Source organism: Bacillus sp. FSL K6-3154 (assembly GCF_040869395.1).
In the GTDB taxonomy this organism is placed as follows: Bacteria; Bacillota; Bacilli; order Bacillales; family Bacillaceae; genus Bacillus; species Bacillus safensis.
The window spans coordinates 1,151,343-1,169,444 of the sequence record NZ_CP152033.1 but is presented as its reverse complement, the minus strand read 5'-3'; the positions used below and the strand labels follow the sequence as shown (position 1 = coordinate 1,169,444).

At 39.4% G+C, this 18,102-nt stretch carries 21 protein-coding genes; 19 read left to right on the top strand and 2 right to left on the bottom strand.

What is annotated here, in order from left to right; all coding sequences use genetic code 11:
• Positions 1-5 precede the first annotated feature (5 nt).
• The 5 genes from MHH61_RS06285 (at position 6) to MHH61_RS06265 (ending at position 5,403) form a co-directional block, all read left to right on the top strand.
• Complete coding sequence (locus MHH61_RS06285) at positions 6-1,466, top strand: O-antigen ligase (protein WP_125585961.1); 1,461 nt, start codon at positions 6-8, stop codon at positions 1,464-1,466.
• A 61-nt stretch (positions 1,467-1,527) separates the two neighbouring features.
• On the top strand, positions 1,528-2,205 hold the full coding sequence (locus MHH61_RS06280) for a hypothetical protein (protein ID WP_125585963.1): 678 nt from the start codon (positions 1,528-1,530) through the stop codon (positions 2,203-2,205).
• A 24-nt stretch (positions 2,206-2,229) separates the two neighbouring features.
• Positions 2,230-2,985, top strand: coding sequence for a glycosyltransferase family 2 protein (locus tag MHH61_RS06275; protein WP_024423629.1), 756 nt, complete (start codon positions 2,230-2,232; stop codon positions 2,983-2,985).
• A gap of 19 nt (positions 2,986-3,004) precedes the next feature.
• A complete protein-coding gene (locus MHH61_RS06270; protein ID WP_041108506.1) occupies positions 3,005-4,201 on the top strand; it encodes a glycosyltransferase in 1,197 nt (398 codons plus the stop codon).
• Positions 4,202-4,335: 134 nt separating this feature from the next.
• On the top strand, positions 4,336-5,403 hold the full coding sequence (locus tag MHH61_RS06265) for a glycosyltransferase family 4 protein (RefSeq protein ID WP_024423627.1): 1,068 nt from the start codon (positions 4,336-4,338) through the stop codon (positions 5,401-5,403).
• A 35-nt stretch (positions 5,404-5,438) separates the two neighbouring features.
• Here the strand turns inward: MHH61_RS06265 and MHH61_RS06260 are convergent, their stop codons facing one another.
• Both MHH61_RS06260 and MHH61_RS06255 read right to left on the bottom strand, forming a co-directional pair.
• A complete protein-coding gene (locus MHH61_RS06260; RefSeq protein WP_024423626.1) occupies positions 5,439-6,530 on the bottom strand; it encodes an LCP family protein in 1,092 nt (363 codons plus the stop codon).
• Complete coding sequence (locus MHH61_RS06255; RefSeq protein ID WP_012011434.1) at positions 6,515-7,183, bottom strand: YigZ family protein; 669 nt, start codon at positions 7,181-7,183, stop codon at positions 6,515-6,517. Before MHH61_RS06255 ends, MHH61_RS06260 begins: the two co-directional genes overlap by 16 nt.
• A gap of 220 nt (positions 7,184-7,403) precedes the next feature.
• Here MHH61_RS06255 and MHH61_RS06250 point away from each other — a divergent pair, with 220 nt between their 5' ends.
• The 14 genes from MHH61_RS06250 (at position 7,404) to csrA (ending at position 18,014) form a co-directional block, all read left to right on the top strand.
• Positions 7,404-8,579 (top strand): sensor histidine kinase, encoded by a 1,176-nt coding sequence (locus MHH61_RS06250; protein WP_003213166.1) that lies wholly within the window; start codon positions 7,404-7,406, stop codon positions 8,577-8,579.
• A gap of 64 nt (positions 8,580-8,643) precedes the next feature.
• Positions 8,644-9,333 (top strand): two-component system response regulator DegU, encoded by a 690-nt coding sequence (degU, locus tag MHH61_RS06245; protein WP_008348273.1) that lies wholly within the window; start codon positions 8,644-8,646, stop codon positions 9,331-9,333.
• A gap of 215 nt (positions 9,334-9,548) precedes the next feature.
• The gene (locus MHH61_RS06240) at positions 9,549-10,391 is read left to right on the top strand and encodes a DegV family protein (protein WP_024423625.1); all 843 of its coding nucleotides are present in this window, start codon (positions 9,549-9,551) and stop codon (positions 10,389-10,391) included.
• 120 nt (positions 10,392-10,511) lie between these two features.
• Positions 10,512-11,909 carry a DEAD/DEAH box helicase gene (locus MHH61_RS06235; RefSeq protein ID WP_277600436.1) on the top strand — a complete coding sequence of 466 codons (1,398 nt, stop codon included), beginning with the start codon at positions 10,512-10,514 and terminating at the stop codon, positions 11,907-11,909.
• 48 nt (positions 11,910-11,957) lie between these two features.
• Positions 11,958-12,251, top strand: a complete 294-nt coding sequence (locus MHH61_RS06230) for a competence protein ComFB (RefSeq protein WP_024423623.1) — start codon at positions 11,958-11,960, stop codon at positions 12,249-12,251.
• Between the two features lie 26 nt (positions 12,252-12,277).
• Positions 12,278-12,934: a ComF family protein gene (locus tag MHH61_RS06225; RefSeq protein ID WP_241218534.1), complete on the top strand. Its 657-nt coding sequence runs from the start codon at positions 12,278-12,280 to the stop codon at positions 12,932-12,934.
• A gap of 56 nt (positions 12,935-12,990) precedes the next feature.
• Positions 12,991-13,410: a TIGR03826 family flagellar region protein gene (locus MHH61_RS06220; protein WP_024423621.1), complete on the top strand. Its 420-nt coding sequence runs from the start codon at positions 12,991-12,993 to the stop codon at positions 13,408-13,410.
• A gap of 79 nt (positions 13,411-13,489) precedes the next feature.
• Positions 13,490-13,753, top strand: a complete 264-nt coding sequence (gene flgM, locus MHH61_RS06215) for a flagellar biosynthesis anti-sigma factor FlgM (RefSeq protein ID WP_024423620.1) — start codon at positions 13,490-13,492, stop codon at positions 13,751-13,753.
• Positions 13,754-13,771: 18 nt separating this feature from the next.
• Positions 13,772-14,254, top strand: coding sequence for a flagellar protein FlgN (locus MHH61_RS06210; RefSeq protein ID WP_087977062.1), 483 nt, complete (start codon positions 13,772-13,774; stop codon positions 14,252-14,254).
• Between the two features lie 15 nt (positions 14,255-14,269).
• Entirely contained in the window at positions 14,270-15,790 is a 1,521-nt protein-coding gene (gene flgK, locus MHH61_RS06205) for a flagellar hook-associated protein FlgK (protein WP_024423618.1), read from the top strand.
• A gap of 9 nt (positions 15,791-15,799) precedes the next feature.
• Positions 15,800-16,708, top strand: a complete 909-nt coding sequence (gene flgL, locus MHH61_RS06200; RefSeq protein ID WP_034281095.1) for a flagellar hook-associated protein FlgL — start codon at positions 15,800-15,802, stop codon at positions 16,706-16,708.
• A gap of 46 nt (positions 16,709-16,754) precedes the next feature.
• On the top strand, positions 16,755-17,333 hold the full coding sequence (locus MHH61_RS06195) for a DUF6470 family protein (protein WP_024426253.1): 579 nt from the start codon (positions 16,755-16,757) through the stop codon (positions 17,331-17,333).
• A 28-nt stretch (positions 17,334-17,361) separates the two neighbouring features.
• The gene (gene fliW, locus MHH61_RS06190; protein WP_024423615.1) at positions 17,362-17,796 is read left to right on the top strand and encodes a flagellar assembly protein FliW; all 435 of its coding nucleotides are present in this window, start codon (positions 17,362-17,364) and stop codon (positions 17,794-17,796) included.
• Complete coding sequence (csrA, locus tag MHH61_RS06185) at positions 17,790-18,014, top strand: carbon storage regulator CsrA (protein WP_008360181.1); 225 nt, start codon at positions 17,790-17,792, stop codon at positions 18,012-18,014. The genes fliW and csrA overlap by 7 nt, the downstream gene beginning before the upstream one ends.
• Positions 18,015-18,102: the final 88 nt, after the last annotated feature.

The following is an 18,102-nucleotide window of genomic DNA, read 5'->3' as shown; positions in this document are numbered from 1 at the left end:
TGGGTATGAGTGTGAAACAAACAGCATGGCAAATCATGATCGGATGTATATTATTTGCAGCAGGGCTAGGACTTGTACAATTGGCGTCTGCGCAGCCCGCCGGGTTAAAAAAGATCGTCGCCATTCCGGTCCTGCTTTTAGTCCTGACGGCTTTTCTCGTGTTAATGAAGCTATACATGAATGGTGAGCAAGTGTTCATGTCAGCCATATATCTTTTAATTGCATTGACCTTTCTCAACAACGCTTTCTTTTCAATTAGTGCCGGATTCTTTAGTCTTTTTCTCTACCGTATCATGCTCATTGCCGCCTTTGCTTTATTCATATGGCGGATGAGAGATAAGGGGACGTACATATCGCAGTGGCAGCAGATTCGTGTAAAAGGCATTCTTGGTTTTTTCGCTGCATGGTTTCTTTACGGGCTCATCTCACTGCTGTGGGCTCATTCGGTGACAGATGGTCTTAAATATATGTCCCTGCTTGCTATGGGGATGGGTTTTGTCTTTCTAGTGGTCATGTACATTCAGCGAATGGATCAAGTGGTCACCTTTTATAGCATTTGGCTTGTCATGACTGTATTTGTCATGGGGATAGGGTTTTATAATCACTTTACTTTGAACCATTTACCAAATACTTCATTGTATCTTGGGCCGGCGTATAAACAGCACTATCCTACAGCTGTCTTTTTTAACCAAAATGACTTTGCGACGTTTTTATCGATTAGCTTTTTCTTGTATTTAGCGTGTATGAGGCAAATGAAAAATGGTTATATCAAAGCATTTGGATTATTTGGCGCCATCGCAGCACTGTATCTCATTTGGTTAACAGAATCCCGCGCCAGCCTGCTTGGCATATTTGCAGGAGCTGCCCTCTATGTGTGGCTTCTCATGCCGCGCTTTCTCAAAAAGTGGTCACTCATCACAGCAGGCGGACTTGGTGTCATCTGTATCGCTGTTTTTTCAGCCAAGATTTATTCAGTCTTTTATGACTTGTTTCTCGCTTCTCAGGTCGCGCATTCTTTTAGTGAACCACTCCCATCCAACATTGCGAGAGCGAATTTGATCAAAAATGCATGGCATTTCTTTACGGATTCATACGGGTTTGGTGTCGGAGCGGGGAATGTGTCTTACTACTTAGCCCACTTTTCGATCTTTGATACAGATCAAGTCGTTGAAGTGCACAATTGGCTGCTGGAAGTGATGACGAACTTTGGATTTGCGGTCATGCTGGGCTATATCTCCGTCTACGCTTATCTCATGTTCACGCTGTATAAACAATACCAATGGGCTGACACAAGATCAGCAAAAATGATCATTGAAGGTTTGTTTGCTGCCATGCTGAGCTTTCTCGTTTCAAGTATCAGTCCTAGTTCTGTCTCGAATTTATATTTCCACTGGGTCTTTTTAGGACTCGTGATCGCAGCGGTGAATATGTTGAAAAACAAACAGCGCTTGGTAAACCGTGTGTGATGCTGCGCTGGTATGGCTACACTAATGAAAAAGCAAATACGTCAATGTTGGGAGAATGAACATGTCTGGTTTCATATCTAGAATAGGGAAGCGAATCAAAAAGTATATTGTATGGCTTGTGCTTCTGCCAGTCGTATTAGGCGCTTTTGGATTCTTTTTTGCCAAAGGAACAGTGCAGCAGTCTAGTTACACAGCTGCCGTTACGCTTACACTTGGTAAATATGATGACGGAGTGTATAACAATATCGCAGAAGTGACATCTCTATTAAAAAGCGATGCATTTTTAAATGAAGCACTCAGTGATGTGAAAGAAGAAGAAAGGCAGGATGTGAAAAGCCGCCTCATCCTCACCAATCAAACAGATACTCAATTACAGCTGTCCTTCACAGATGCTGATAAGGATCATGCTTTAGCTGTCGTGAAGCAGGTGTCGGATACATTTCTGAAGCAAGATAAAGCATTATTTACAAAAAGGCAGCAGGTGATTGAAAGTAGATTATCTGCTCTAGAAGACGAATCTGTCAGCAACGATTCCAAAGTAGATAAAGAGCGATTTTTATATGAATTGGAGTCTACAAAGCTTGGAATGAAGCAGGCGAAGATTGTTGATCCTGCTCAAGTTCTTGATGAAGGCAATAAAGGCATGTCAGCGAAAAAGCGGGCACTGCTTGGACTTGTCATTGGCTTTAGTATCTCGCTCATGTTTGTGGTCTTACCCGAAGTGTTCAAAGAATCTTAATGATGAACTGGAGATGAGTCTTAGGTGAACAATCAACCGTTAGTATCAATCATTACACCGGCCTATAATGCGGAACGCTATTTAACGGATACAGTTCATTCCGTCCTTGCCCAAACCTATTCTAATTGGGAACTGATCATCGCAGATGATTGTTCAACAGATGGAACAAGGAAGCTGCTTGGGGACTTAAGTGAAGCAGACGACAGAATCCACGTCATTTATTTAGAGCAAAATGGGGGAGCCGCCATCGCTAGAAACGCAGCCATCAAACAGGCAAAAGGCCGCTTTATTGCTTTTTTAGATAGCGATGATAAGTGGAAAGAGACGAAGCTTGAACAGCAGGTAGACTTTATGCTGACAAACGATTATGCCTTTACATTCACGGCGTATGACATCATTGCAGAAAATGGAGAACCTTTAGAAAAAACTGTCACTGCACCAGCAAGATTAACTTATGATGAAGCTTTGAAAAATACCATTATCGGCTGTTTAACGGTGATGCTTGATGTAGAGAAGATAGGACATGTAGAAATGCCGAACATCCGCACAAGACAGGATTTAGCTACGTGGCTGTCCATATTAAAAAGAGGATTTACAGCCTATGGAATGAGTGAACCGCTCAGTGAATACCGCATCGTTGGAAACTCGATCTCTAGTAACAAGTGGAAAGCAGCGAAAAAAACGTGGTTCGTCTACAGAGAAATTGAGCAGCTTCATTTTGTCAAAGCATCTTGGTGTTTTATGCACTATGCGACAAATGCTGTGAAGAAGCGCTTATAAACAGAAGGGAAAAAAGGTGATAAAGGTGAAAGCAGACTCGATCATACATGTTATCGTAGCGACGGGAGAATGGGGACAGGACGGCTTGAGGTATAGACGGCATCGACTGGCGGAATTTCTAGCATCTGATCCAGAAACGAAAGAGGTCATCTGGGTATGCCCATCTGCATCCCGTCATACAGCTCCCTTTCAGCCCATAACCGATCGAATGAAGCAATTGACCATTCCTGATGTGCTCAAGAGCAAATTTTTCCGCTTTGGCCGATATCAAGACATGTTCTATATTCATAAATTGTCCCCTCTTCTTGAGCATTTGCGGCAGGAAGAAAAGAAGGGAATCGCTGTTTGCTTATGGTATACGTTTCCGGGCTTTCCGCTCTTATCTTCTTTATTTGAATGGAAACATATTGTTTATGACTGCAGTGACCTGTGGGGAGAGCCGATAAGCGGCAAAAATAATTTGCTTTCTTATATGAGGCAGCGTGTCATTGTGAAAGCAGAAAATCGAATCATCAAATACGCACACAGCATTACATGCTCTTCTCAATACTTACACGATCAAATCAAAAAGCGTCTTATGGGCGAACCAAAAGATGTGTTTACAGTGGAAAATGGCGTTGAGTACGATGTGTTTGCAAAAAGCAATCTTCCATGTAAGGAGGATGTGCTGCAAGGTAGAGAAGGAACTGTTCTTGGTTTTATTGGAGGCATCAAGCCGAAACTGGATTTTGACATGATAGCAGAAGCTGCCCGCATGCAGCCTGATTGGACATTTTTATTTGTCGGTCCGGATGGAACAAATGGTGATCCGTCTTTTCAGCATGCACTTAAACTGCCGAATGTGATTTGGACAGGTGCTGTTGCACCAGAAGAAGTGCCTGCGTATATGAAGCTGATTGATGTAGGCATGATGCCATACAAACAATCTCCTTACAATCAAGCCGTGTTTCCGCTCAAGCTATATGAATTTTTAGCCGCAGGAATACCGGTTGTTGGTTTAAATCTTCCGTCAACGGAAAGGCTAAAAGAGAATGATGTGTATGAATATTTAGAAGGCGAGGATCCTGCGCTCTTCGTAGAAGCCTGCCAAAAAGTGATCAGCAAAAAAGACGACATGACCTATAGACATCTAAGACAAAGCCGTGCGAAGAAAAAAGATTGGCACGCGCTGTTCACAAATATGGTGGAACTAACGAATATTAAAGAAAACGCATAATTCATCAGGGATTGTGCGTTTTTATTTGTTTCTTCTTCACAGGGGGAGCTTGTGATCATCCTCTATTCAATTGTATAATGGAAAGAGCGGCCAATATACAAAATACAGATTTCAATTTAGAAGGAGACTGACCTATGGATTACGAACGCGCCTTATTAGCGTTTTTTGTCTCTCTGGCTACAGTTTTAATTGTGACACCAATCGTCAAAAAGTTTGCAATTAAGATTGGTGCAGTGGACCAGCCGAATAAACGAAAAGTTCATGATAAAGTAATGCCTCGAATGGGCGGTTTGGCAATTTTTATTGGGGTAGCGGCTGGAGCATTAGCAGGCGGGCTGTTTCTACATAATAAAATTACAGCAATTTCAGTTGGTGCCGTACTTATCGTCATTCTAGGTATATTTGATGATAAATATAATTTAAGTGCAAGATTTAAATTTCTCGTACAAGTTCTTGTTGCTTGCCTGATTGTAAGCACAGGCTTAAAAATGGACTTTTTCTCTGTTCCTTTCTTAACAGATCGAATTGAGTTAGGCTGGATGGCATATCCCCTAACCGTGTTATGGATTGTCGGAATTACAAATGCCATTAATTTAATTGACGGCCTTGATGGACTGGCTGCCGGTATTTCTGTCATCGGTTTATCAACCATTGCCGTGATGGCATTTTCAGCTGATAAAATTTTGATTCTTTCTTTATCACTTGTTGTCATTGGCAGTACCATCGGCTTTCTCTTTTACAACTTTCATCCGGCGAAGATTTTTATGGGTGACACCGGCTCGCTTTTTTTAGGCTATATGATTTCGGTGTTGTCACTATTAGGGCTGTACAAAAGTGTCACTTTGTTTAGTGTTGTTGTCCCAGTGATCATCTTAGGTGTCCCAATTTTCGATACCACCTTTGCCATCATTAGACGAATATTAAACAAACAGCCGATCTCAGCACCTGACAAGTCTCATATTCATCATAGACTGATGGCCTTTGGCTTGTCTCATCGCATGGCTGTTATCGTGATTTATATGATTGGCTTAGTCTTTAGCTTAAGTGCAATTTTGCTGACAAGCGCCACCATTTGGTTATCACTGATTATTATCTTTTTACTGGTCATGTTCATGCAGGTGATTGCAGAAGTCACAGGCTTGGTGAATGAAGAGTTTAAACCATTTACGAAATTTTATAAACGAATGGTCAAAAGACAGTAAAAAACAGCCCGTTCCTAGGAACTGGGCTGTTTTTATTATTGTCCAGGTGTGCTGGTCGATGAGTTAGTTGTATCAGTTGACCCTGTTTCACCAGAGGACGGATTGGTTTGTGAATCTGTTTCAGTTGAAGATTCAGTAGGAAGCTTTAAATGCGTCCGTAATTCATTTTGTACGTTAGCTAAATTGGTCGGATCTGGCTCAAAGTAATACGTGCGATTTGGCCCTAAATAAAGGTCTGATCCCTTAATAGAAAGAGTTTCTGTGTCGTCTCCTTTAAATCCGCTGTAGATTTGCTGAAGCGCAAGACCTTCTGTGATACGGAAATTGGTCGTAATGTGATCACTGACTTCTTTAGCAATGTTATCGACGTTCGCAATGTTATTTGGCTTCGCCATTTGATCAATCATTGCACGTAAAATTTGTTTCTGACGATCGTTACGTCCGAAATCACCGCGTGGATCTTGTTTTCTCATCCGTGCGTAAGCAAGTGCTTCTTCCCCGTTTAAATGCATATTGCCTTTTTTGAAGTAAATCTTTTTCGATTTTTTAACATCACTTTTTTCATTGAAGTCAAATGGAACATCGATATCAATTCCGCCTACTTCATCAATGACATCCTTGAATCCGTCAAAATCAACGGTTGCATACTTATCAATCGGAATATGCAAGAATTGTTCGACAGTTTCAATCGTTTCATCTTTACCACCTTTAGCAAATGCTGCATTGATCTTTTCTTTACTTCCTGTTGTATCACTTGCAAGCTGTACGCGTGTGTCACGAGGAATACTAACCATTTTCATCGTTTTGTCTTGAGGGTTAATCGTTGCGACAATGAGTGAATCTGAACGGCCATGATCACCCTTTGTGGCATAATCCTCAATTCCGACAAATAATACAGAGAAAGGTTTTTTCTTAATATCAATGACAGCATCACGAAGATTCGATTTCTCTCCACGGTTTAGTTCATCATATGTTTTGTCAGCAGCTTGAAGAGTATTGACGATTTTATATACTGCAAATCCGCCCATGCAGATGATAAGAAGCAAAAATAAGACCAGAATACGTTTGATAATTCTCTTCTTTTTACTCTTTTTCTTTCGTACACGCACTTTTACTCGTTGTGCCATTCATCTGTCTCCTTTATCGGACCAATGTCCTTTTCTAAATAAATCAGTTCGCCTTCTTTTGTAACACTCTTTCCATTTGTCAGCTCAGTCATCCACTCAATGAACTGCTCTGTTTGTGTTTCTTCGACATATGTCTCAAAAATAACATCTTCTGCATAATGGATTTCTTTTAGCTGAAAAGATGAGGCTCTAAGCTCATTCTCTACCTTTCCAAGCCATGTATAATCTATTGTTGTGTGCATTGTACGCATTAAACAGCGCTCTACCATTCCAACATGGTTGATAGCTTCTGATACAGATTTTCCGTAGGCACGAATCAATCCACCGGCACCTAGCTTGATACCGCCGAAATAACGAGTGACCACAACGACTGTATCTTTCAGCTTCCGTTTTTTTAGCACTTCAAGCATTGGCACACCTGCTGTACCGCTTGGTTCACCATCATCATTCGCTTTTTGAATCAGGTCATGTTCACCAATGAGATAGGCTGAACAATTATGTGTGGCATTCCAATGTTGTTTTTTAATGGATTGTATAAATGCTTGTGCTTCTTCTTCTGAGACAGCACGCTGTATATGACAAATAAAACGTGATTTTTCAATGACGATCTCATGCTCGCCACGACTTTTTACTGTAAGATAGCGATTCAGCAAAAGACATACCCTCCTGACAAGCAAATTGTAAGACTAGTGAAAATTTGCATTGGTTTTAGAATTTTACAGCGTATTTTGTTATGATGATAGGAGCGGAAAAAGGGTCGTCATAAAAACTTCATGATTATACGCATTCTTTCATTATAATTCGACATAAAATGCAGATCAATGACATTTATAATAAAAAAAGATGACATCACTGTTACGGGAGGGAAAAGCCATGACAACACCCAAAATGGATCCGAAATTATTGGATTCAATCATCATGAAAATGCTAAGTACAGTTGATGGCAGCAAGGACGAAGTATTTAGAATAGGCGAACAGTCCCGTCAACAATATGAAAGCCTAGTAGAAGAGCTGAAGCAAATCAAACAGCAAGTAAACGAAGTAATTGATTTTGGGGATAAGCTGGAAGTCCATACAAGACATGCTAGAAACCGCTTATCTGAGGTCAGCAGAAACTTCAACAAATTCAGCGAAGAAGAAATACGTGAGGCCTACGAAAAAGCACATAACTTGCAAGTGGAACTCACCATGATTCAGCAGCGCGAGAAGCAGCTGAGAGAAAGAAGAGACGATCTGGAAAGAAGATTATTAAGCTTACAAGACGTCATTGAACGTTCTGAAACGCTTGTGAGTCAGATTACAGTTGTTCTCAACTATCTCAACCAGGATTTACGCCAGGTTGGCGTTTTACTTGAAGATGCTCAGGCAAAACAAGATTTTGGGCTGAGAATTATTGAAGCCCAAGAAGAAGAACGCAAAAGAGTGTCTCGGGAAATTCATGACGGCCCTGCTCAAATGCTGGCAAACGTGATGATGCGTTCCGAATTAATTGAACGGATTTTTAGAGACCGCGGTACAGAAGAAGGTTTTAAAGAAATTAGAAGTCTCAGACAGAATGTGCGAAATGCACTGTACGAAGTGAGAAGAATCATTTATGATTTAAGACCGATGGCTTTAGATGATTTGGGTCTGATTCCGACACTGAGAAAATACTTAAACACAATTGAAGAATATGATGGGAAAACCAAAATTACGTTCCAATGCCTAGGTGATACAGAAAGCGAAAGAATTGCTTCTCAATTTGAAGTAGCACTGTTTAGACTAGCCCAAGAAGCTGTCACAAATTCATTAAAACATTCTGAAGCTGAAGAAATCTCTGTCAAAGTAGAAGTAACGAAAGACTTTGTGACCTTAATTATTAAAGACGATGGAAAAGGCTTTGATATGAAAGATGTGAAAACAAACAAAAACAAATCCTTCGGTTTACTTGGCATGAAAGAACGCGTAGACTTACTGGAAGGTAAAATGACCATAGACTCAAAAATAGGTCTAGGGACATTCATCATGATTCGCGTGCCACTAACATTGCAAAATAAAATTGTAAAATAGAGTCAAAAGACATATTGACCATAAAGTTCAGGTGTAGAACAATAAACATGGGGAGGCGTAGCTTGTGACTAAAGTAAATATTGTAATTATTGATGACCACCAATTATTCCGTGAAGGTGTCAAACGGATTTTAGATTTTGAACCTACTTTTGAAGTAGTTGCAGAAGGAGACGACGGTGACGAAGCTGCACGTATCGTAGAACACTATCATCCGGATGTTGTCATTATGGACATTAATATGCCGAATGTAAATGGTGTTGAGGCTACAAAGCAGCTTGTTGAGCTTTATCCCGAATCAAAAGTCATTATTCTATCTATTCATGACGATGAAAACTATGTAACACATGCATTGAAAACAGGGGCGAGAGGCTACCTGCTAAAAGAAATGGATGCAGACACACTTATCGAAGCAGTGAAAGTTGTAGCTGACGGAGGCTCTTATTTACATCCGAAAGTCACTCATAATTTAGTAAATGAATTCCGACGCTTGGCAACTAGCGGCGTTTCAGCACATCCACAGCATGAGGTATATCCTGAAATTCGCAGACCACTTCATATCTTAACTAGACGTGAATGTGAAGTTCTTCAAATGTTAGCTGACGGAAAGAGCAACAGAGGAATCGGTGAATCGCTCTTTATTAGTGAGAAAACAGTTAAAAACCACGTGAGTAACATTTTGCAAAAAATGAATGTAAACGACCGTACACAAGCTGTTGTTGTAGCTATTAAAAACGGCTGGGTAGAAATGAGATAATGTTCCGGACAAGTACTCCTTTTTCGCCTGTTTTTATTCTCTCACATTTTAGGTGGAGAGAAATGATAGACAGGGTAAGGAGTCTTTTTCGGATATAGCGGGCTTGCCTATTGATTAGGCAGGCTTTTTTGATTACTATTATAAATCTAATGAAAAAATGATCATTCTTTTAAAATAAAAAAGAGTAACTTAACGAATAAGGAAGGTATTTAAGAATGAAAATAGCCGTTGTAACAGACAGTACTGCTTATCTACCACAAGAGCTGCGTGATAAACATAATATTCATATGATCCCCCTTAACGTCATCTTTGGCAGTGAATCATACCGTGAAGAAATAGAAATGGACTGGAAGACATATTATGAAGAAATCAAAAAACACAAAGATCTTCCAACAACCTCTCAGCCTGCTTTCGGTGAATTAATAGCCTTATATGAAAAACTAAGTGAAACATACGACGCCGTGATTAGTATCCACCTTTCAAGTGGAATTAGTGGAACGTATAATAGTGCGGTCTCAGCGAATGATCTAGTTGACGGGATTGATATTTACCCGTTTGATACAGAAACAAGCTGTATGGCACAAGGTTTTTATGTGTTAGAAGCTGCTGAAAAAATCCAAGAAGGTGCTTCTTTAGAAGAAGTGTTAGCACATCTAAATTACCTAAAAGAAAGTCAGCGGGCGTATTTTATGGTAGACGATTTAACTCATTTGCAAAGAGGCGGCAGATTAAATGGTGCTCAGGCCTTTATTGGAAGCCTCTTAAAGGTAAAGCCTATTTTGCATTTTGACAACAAGCTAATTGTTCCTTTTGAGAAGATTCGCACACGTAAAAAAGCCATTTCACGTATTTTTGAATTATTTGATGAAGATGCATCACGTGGTGTTCCGATGAGAGCAACACTGATACATGGTAATAGAGAAGAAGAAGCAGAAGAATTAATTGCGCACTTATCAGAAAAATATCCTCATGTTGAATTTTATAAAAGCTACTTTGGTGCCGTAATCGGCACCCATCTAGGTGAAGGTTCTTTAGCCCTTGGCTGGGTGATTAGATAATTCCTAAAAAACCTCTTTTCTTATTGAAAAGGGGTTTTGTTTTTCTATTTTACCTGTTGGACGAAATGTCATGTCTTTGTGCATAATAGCCGAACATCAATTGAAAGGTGTTTGGTAATGTTGAATATGGACAAAGCAATGGAACTAATGCGGCAGCTGCATTCACGTCATCTGCTCACCGTTGAAACAAAGTGCCCACAGTCCAATTTAGATTGGCTGGAGGAGAAGGGCTTAGTCAATCGGTCTCCAGCCATTGAGAGGAAAGCAAATGGTTTTACATGCTGCCGGTGCGGTGTATCACACAAGCGGTATTTCGCTCATTCTCCATGTGAAGTGTGTCAAAAGGATTGTGTGTACTGTAGATCATGCATCATGATGGGAAAAGCAACGGAATGTGGGTTTCTTTATGAATGGACAGGTCCACAAATGGTAGAAACATGTCGAGCCGAATTAACATGGCAGGGAGAGCTGTCTAAAGGACAAAAAAGAGCGTCAGAAAGAATGATTGAAGCTATTAAAAACAAATTTGATCTACTTGTTTGGGCGGTTTGCGGAGCAGGGAAAACGGAAGTGCTTTTTCACGGAATCGAATATGCGTTAAATCAAGGAATGAGGGTCTGTATTGCGACACCTAGAACAGATGTAGTGCTTGAACTCGAACCACGGCTTACAAAAGCATTTCAAGGGGTGACAATTACCGTACTTTACGGAGGCAGTTCTCAAAGGTTTCAAATAACACCGCTTGTGATCACCACAACCCACCAGCTGATGAGATACAAGAATGCTTTTGATGTGCTCATTGTAGATGAAGTCGATGCCTTCCCTTATTCAATGGATGAGCGTCTCCAATTTGCTGTTCTAAAGGCGATGAGAAAGAACAGAGGGGTCAGGATTTATTTAAGTGCGACACCCTCTAAAAAAATGACGAGAGAGGTTTCTCGTGGAAAACTGGAAGCGATAAAAATTCCTTTGCGTTTTCACGAGCAACCATTACCCGTACCGACCTTTCATTGGATCGGTCATTGGAAAAAGAAATTAAAAAAGAACCAGCTGCCCCCTAAAGTGATGAATTGGATGCAGAGACATATTGCAAATAAGAGAAGAATATTACTTTTTGTTCCTTCAATTGCTACCATGAAGAAGGTAACGAAGATTCTTCGAGAACAATCCTTGAACGTGGAGGGGGTATCTGCCGATGATCCGGATAGAAAACAAAAGGTTCAGCACTTTAGAGATTACGTATACGATGTACTAGTTACAACCACTATTCTAGAAAGAGGCGTAACGATTCCAAATGTTCAAGTGGGGGTACTAGGTTCGGAATCTACTATTTTTACAGAGAGTGCACTTGTTCAGATTTCTGGGCGGGTAGGCAGACACTCGGATTATTGTACAGGAGATGTTTTCCTTTTTCATTTTGGTTTAACGAGAAGTATGAAACAAGCAAAGAAGCATATCGCAAAAATGAATGATACGGCTGCAAAAGAGTTTTCTGAAAAACAGTGTGGGTTCAACTAAATCATGGTACATTATATTCACAATACACAAATGGCAGGAGAGACAAATATGCTACTCAATGCAAAAGAAATACTACTCAAGGAAATTCTCAATCAATATCTCAACCAATTAAACATGATTTGTCATTGTGAAAAGTGTATGGAAGATGTATTAGCGATTTCACTGAATCAAGTGAAACCACAATATATAACAGATATCGATAAAATATCCTACAGTAAATCTGAGATGGTGGATAAACAGAAGAATACTGCGATGCTGGTCATTCTGACAGAAGCAGCTTCCAAGGTCTCTGCATTTCCAAGGTGTGAAAATCGTCTGTTGCTGAACAAGGAAACCAATTGATTTGCCAAATTTGCGAGGGACATTTTGTGCCTGCTTTTACATGGAAATCATTCCTACTATTAAATGATGATCGCCTTTGTGTAGCATGTAAGAATCACTTAGTAAAGATTGAGCGTCCTATTTGTCCAACATGCGGAAGGGCGCAGTCAAATGACCAATTGTGCCAGGACTGTAACAGATGGAATGAACGCTCTGATTCTATTAAAATCCTTGTGAAAAATAGGTCAGTTTATACTTACAACGAGTTGATGAAAGATGTCCTTGCCCGCTTTAAATTTCGGGGTGATACGGCTTTAGCTGAGCTGTTTCAAAAAGATGTACAAGCAGCATTTAAACATTCCTTCTGCATAAAAGACCCATTGCTGATACCGATTCCTTTAAGTCATGAAAGACTAAAAGAAAGAGGATTTAATCAGTCCGTGATAATCGCTTCTTTGCTAGATAAGCCAATATTGCAGCCACTCGTGAAAATACATCAAAGTAAGCAGTCTAAAAAAAAGAAAAATGAACGCCTAGATCAAAAAGGATTGTTTCAAATAAAGCAAACAGATGCGATTGTTCAAAGGGATATTATATTAGTTGATGATATCTATACAACGGGAGCAACCATCTATGATGCGGCAAGAATTTTGAAAGACGCAGGTGCTAAAAGTGTTTCTTCTTTTACGTTGATACGTAGTTAAAAATCATGATAATTAACCGATAATAAGAAAAGAAAATAACGTAAGGGGTTTTGGTTATGAATCAATTGGCAAACTGTCCACAATGTAATCAGCTATTTTTAAAAACCACCATCCAAACGGTTTGTAACAAATGCTTTGAAGAAGAAGAACGTTCTTTTGATATCGTATATAAATTCTTGAGAAAACAAAGCAATAGACAATCAACCATCGCTGAAATAGTAGAAGCAACAGAAGTTGATGAAGAATTAATCTTGAAATTTATTCGTTTGAAAAGACTGCAAATTAGTCAATTTCCAAATATTAATTATCCTTGTGAAAGATGTGGCAAAGCGATCAGGAAAAACAAGCTATGCAGCCAATGTGAACAGGATATTCATTCGCAAATCAGCCAAATGAACCAAGAAGAGGAGCGTAAAAGGGAGATTGAATCTAGGAAAAAAGACACCTATTATGCCATTAATCCTAAAAACGACTGATTCCCTAAACTAAGTTGCAGTTTGGTCGATAAAATGGATAGAATCAAGACAGACTGTAACGGAAAGCGAGAGGAATCCCGTGAAAATTAATCGATATGGAACACAACCAGTAAATCCTTACAAGAAAACATATGAGAAACAAACGTTGCAATCGAATCAAGCTAAATCAACTGATAAAGTCGAAATTTCTAAAAAGGCAATCGAAATGCAAAAGGTGCCGAATATTATGAGAGAACGCCAAGATAAAATTGACCAAATTAAAAAAAGCATTGAAGCCGGAACATATCAAGTAGATACAAAAGGCATTGCAGATAAAATGCTGAATTTCTATAAACAACAATAACAAAAGGGAGCAGCGTGAATGTCAGTTAAAATAATTATTGAAGAACTGCATCGTCTCTATGGATTGCATGAACAGCTTTTAAAGTTGTCTAAGGATAAAACAGAAATGCTGAAAAGCAATGAGATTGATGCTCTTTCAGAGGTCCTGAATTTAGAGCAAAAGTATATTCAGGCCATTTCTCAATTAGAAGAAAAACGAATTGAAGCGACCGTTCAATTTTTACAAAGTGATCAATCACCAACCATCACTGCATGTATCGAAAAGGCTGAAGGTACAGATCAAAAAGAGCTCATTTCATTATATGAGAAACTAAATGACATCATGGTGGAACTAAAAGATGTAAATGAACTGAACAAGCAGCTTATTCAGCAGTCACTTCAATTTATTTCACTGACATTCGATCTCGTTAACCCTAATAAAGAAAATATGAATTACGGACAAAATGGTCTTGAGAGTTCAAAGCCTAAACAGCAAAGGGCTTTGTTTGATTCAAAGGCGTAAACAAGGAGGATACCAATGGGTTCTACATTCATGGGACTAGAAACGGCAAAAAGAGGAATCACAGCCCAGCGTGCAGGGCTTTATGTCACATCAAACAACGTCTCCAATGCAAATACGGAGGGCTACTCAAGACAAAGAGTGACCTTTAAAGCAGAAAATCCTTATCCAGTCATTTCGGTTTATGACGGCAAGACGTATGGCCAAATGGGGACTGGCGTACAAGTTGGAACGGTTGAAAGAATTCGAGATAGCTTTTTAGATCTACAATACAGAGATCATAATAATAACTTATCTTACTACTCAACGAAGTCAGATGCCCTTTCACAGATGGAAGGGGTTATGAATGATTTGACGGATGAAGGCTTGAACAGAGCTTTTGATAATCTATGGAAATCATTACAGGTCTTATCGGAATCAAAAAATGCTGATACAGCTTCTGCACGTACAGTTGTTAAAACAAGTGCACAGGCTTTAGTTGACCAATTCCGTCTGCTCAACTCCTCTTTAACGACGATACAAAAGAATTTAAAAACGGAACTCGATTCAACAGCCAAAGATGTAAACACTCTTTTATCTCAAATAGATGAAGTGAACAAACAGATTGCAGCAGTTGAGCCAAATGGATATCTTCCAAATGATCTTTATGATACACGTGATACTTTGGTCGATCAATTATCCTCACTTGTTGATATTAAGGTCAGCTACAATCCTCCTGGCGGTAATGCACTCAAAATTGCTGAAGGAACTGTCAACATCGACATTATCGGTGCAAATGGACAATCTGCTGGAAACATTTTGAATGGTATTACGAACGAAAAGTCTGAACTGCAAATCTCTTATGATAATACAACGGGACTTGTTAACTCACTTCAATTCGGAACAACAACAATTGCAGCGGATCAATTACAAGTGAACGGTAAAGTAAAAGCACTTGTTGAGGCTTATGGCTACATGTCAAACGGTGCTGAAAAAGGCATGTATCCAGATATGCTTGCAGAGCTGGATGAAGTAGCAAAAGTATTCATGGATACATTTAACGATGTACATAAGCAGGGGTACACGTTAAATGGTGCAAGTGGACAAGACTTTTTTGATATCGAAAATAACAATGAGTTGAATAAAGGTTTGGCAGCTCGTATTAAAGTGAGCGATGTCATTTTAGCATCAACAGATAATATTGCTGCATCTCTCAATCAAACACAAGGTGACGGTTCGAATGCTACGAAATTAGCTAATATACAAGACTTAAAGTTACCAATCGGCGGCAATACAACGACAATTCAGGATTATTACCAAAATGTTATTGCTGAGATGGGGGTACAAGGGAAAAAGAACATGACGCTTGAAAGCAGTTCAGCTGCTCTTGTCAATTCAGCCAATGAACGTAGAATGTCGACTAGCGCTGTCTCCATTGATGAAGAAATGACGAATATGATCCAATTCCAGCATGCATATAATGCGGCTGCGAGAATTATGACATTACAAGATGAAGTATTGGATAAGGTCATAAACGGCATGGGTGTCGTAGGAAGGTAGGGATAACGGATGCGAGTCACACAAGGTATGATTTCTCAAAACTCACTTCGAAATATTAGTAAAAGTTATGAAAAACTTTCTAAAATTAATGAACAGGCACAAACAGGCAAACGTTTTACAAAAACGTCTGATGATCCTGTTGCAGCAGTAAAAAGCCTTCAATATAGTACTGCCTTGTTTCGAAATGAACAATATAAAAATAACTTAAATGAAGCACAAAACTGGATTGATACATCTGAAACAAGTGTCACTGAAATCATTGATATTATGTCAAATATACGAGATAAAGTGCTTGATGCGGCAAATGGAACAAAGCAGCCCGAAGATTTAGCAGCTATCGGAGTGGAAATTGGCCAGATGAAGAATCAAATCATTGATGCAATGAACACTCAAATGCTAGGTAAGTTCGTATTTAATGGGACAAATACAAATGTTAAACCAGTTGTTGAGAATGCAGACGGAACGTATACATTTAACTTCGAAAATTATACAGATGCGAATGCTGTTCAAGCGAATATTTCTGATGGTATCACTTTAAATGTAAACTCAAATCCAATCTCAGCGTTTGGCGGACAGGCTAACGGTCAAAATGTCATTGAAATGCTGACTGATTTAGAAAACTCATTGAAAAATGGAACGTTTGCGAATTCTGATGATGCATTAGGAAGTATCGATCAGTTTAAAGAAGTAATGAGTGCTGAGCGATCTGACCTAGGAGCGCGTTCGAATCGTGTTGACTTAGTAGGAAGTCGTTTGACTTCACAATTTCAAGTACTGAAAAATGCTAAATCAGATAATGAAGATGTTGAAAGTGAAAAGGCAATTCTTGATCTTCTTCAACAAGAGACGGTGAATAGAGCTGCTTTAGCGACAACAGCGAAAGTCATTCAGCCATCCCTTGTAGATTTCTTAAGATAATAAAAAGCATCCGATGGGTGCTTTTTTGCATCATGGAGGTGAACATATGCAAATCCCTAGATTGTTAATGCAGCAAACCTATGCAAAACTTCAAATGTCGACAACTCCTTCCCGGCAAGAAGTAGAGCAGCCACAAGCTGATCTTGAGATTCAGCAGCCACGAGCTGTCATGAATATCAAAAGGACACCGTCGAAATTAACCATTGATCAAACCGAGGCGTTTGCCGATATGGACATCAAGTCAATTTTTAGACGTTCTGAGGAATGGGCAGCTGAGGGGAAGCGTGCTGTTGGAGAAGGAATGGGTCGCAGAGCGGAAGAAGGAAGTGAACTCATCAAGATCGAGAATGGTGGGAATGCGATTGCTGAGTTTGCCAAAATCAATGGCAGTCCCCCAGCAAAACAATTCACCATTGGTGTGATACCTTCATTCTTTAGTGTGAAAATTCACTATCAGCCTTCTGAGCTTCAAATTGATGTGGAGCCGCAAAAAGCTATCATAGAGGCCACACCTCATAAACCAATCGTTAACTACCAGCCAGGTAAGGTCAATATTGATATGTTACAATATCCAGAATTAAAAATAGAAGTTGACGAAACGGGCCAAAATGGTGATAAGGTATAGTTAAGAAAACGAAAAAAGGTCGTGAATTATGATCATTCAAACAAAATACCATGGTGAAGTGACAATCAAAGAGGAGCAAATCATTCACTTCTCTAACGGGATACCAGGATTTCTGGATCAAAAACAGTTTGTCATTTTGCCTTTATCAGAAGAGTCTCCATTTTTAGTTCTTCAATCATTAAATAACTCGGCATTAGGTTTTATCGTCAGCAGCCCGTTTTTATTCTTCAATCAATACGAATTTGATTTAGACGAAACGGTTGTAGACATTCTGGAAGTAGAAGATGCCAATGATGTGGAAGTAATGGTTATTTTAACAATGGAATCATCTATTGAAAAAACGACAGCCAATTTAAGAGCGCCTATTATTGTGAACCGGAAAAACATGAAAGCCAAGCAGGTGATTTTGCATGATTCAGCCTATCATACAAAACATTTGTTAGAGGTGGCATCCTCATGTTAGTGCTGTCTCGTAAATTAAACCAGTCGATTCAAATAGGCGATGATATTGAAGTCAAGATTATTTCAATCGAAGGCGATCAAGTGAAAGTCGGGATTGAGGCTCCTAAGCACATCGATATTCACAGGAAAGAAGTGTACCTGTCTATTCAAGAAGAGAACAATCGTGCAGCGAGTTTATCCTTAGATCTTCTCTCTCAATTATCCTCACAAAAAAAGTGAGGATTTTTTTATCGCATCCAACTGTCCTTCTCCGTGTGAAAGCGTTTCGATACCGATGTTCATGATCTATAGGAAACTTTAACAAATC